Raw genomic sequence first — 1,136 nt, 5'->3', positions numbered from 1 at the left:
CCATCTGTAACATGCTGGATGATCCTAGGGGGGGTATCGTAGGTAAAAAGATTAAAGATGCGTACCTTGTCATTTGCTTAAGATAAAGACCGGGTACTAAAAGCCTACAAACAAAGGTGGGAAATACCCATATGAAAAATTTGGGAAGACTTTCCAAACTTATGACGATTTTATACGCTTCTATAACGGGCCTTACACAAGAAATTGCTTACAAAAAAACAGTCAGAGCACCCTTGCTATTCATCTTTGTTATTCATACTTCACAAGAGGACTCAGGTGGATCAAAGATAAACTCTTATTCTTTGATTTCAGCGATCTTTTAAACTACCTGAAAAAAAGTGAGGGGGAGTATGGTGAATAGACATAAAATTATTGCATATTAATAAATAAAACTACTCCATGCTTCTAGAAATCAAAGCATTAGCAAAAAACCACTTTTCACAATACACCACGAATACTGGTGAAATATTTTATTAGTAAATCAAGAAAAATTTATTTATTACCGTGGGGATAACAAGGATCGAACCTGTGACCTTTACGATGTCAACGTAACGCTCTCCCGCTGAGCTATACCCCCGCTTTTTTAATTATACCTCATTTATCAATATATTACCAGTGGGAGATACGAAAAAGTTTTCTAAATGAAATAGACTAAATGTAAAAAGCACTCTACAGCAAAGCGCTTTGAACGATTTATGCGATAATACTTGAATTCCAAAACATCCAGCATGTTGTGGCCCCAGAAATACTATTGTGTAGACAATACTGTCAGGCTTAAGTTAATCCTATTTCGCCTCAAGGATGATGTATGTATGTATGACCTTTCTCTACCTTAAAAAGCCCAAAAACAGAAAATTTTCTTCACATAGGCCTCATTTTCTTTTGCGAGTTCCGCCAAAACAACTTTATTCATCATTTATTCAGCGCTCACTTTAAAAATCGCACGATCTGCAGCAGATTGAACGGTATCTTCTCTAAAAAATCCCAAAGTACTTACTATTTGTTTGATCCCATAGAATGATGGAGTATATTAAGAAGACAATAATTCATGGAAGAAAAGTTTATGGGACAAGTATTACATGCAAATGCCAGAACGACTGAGGCACTCCGTAGAGAGATCCGTAATAGTGAAGAGA

The 1,136-nt window shown here is 36.0% G+C and carries 1 protein-coding gene and 1 tRNA gene; one reads left to right on the top strand and one right to left on the bottom strand.

Features of this window, described 5'->3' with window-relative positions; translation table 11 throughout:
- The first annotated feature begins 116 nt into the window (after positions 1-116).
- On the top strand, positions 117-323 hold the full coding sequence (locus tag K737_RS00205) for a hypothetical protein (RefSeq protein ID WP_023491976.1): 207 nt from the start codon (positions 117-119) through the stop codon (positions 321-323).
- A 182-nt stretch (positions 324-505) separates the two neighbouring features.
- Here K737_RS00205 and K737_RS00200 read toward each other — a convergent pair.
- Positions 506-577 (bottom strand) — tRNA-Val (locus tag K737_RS00200).
- Positions 578-1,136: the final 559 nt, after the last annotated feature.

Origin of the sequence: Holospora undulata HU1, from assembly GCF_000388175.3 — a bacterium.
In the GTDB taxonomy this organism is placed as follows: domain Bacteria; phylum Pseudomonadota; class Alphaproteobacteria; order Holosporales; family Holosporaceae; genus Holospora; species Holospora undulata_A.
This window is presented reverse-complemented; position numbering and strand designations above follow the sequence as displayed.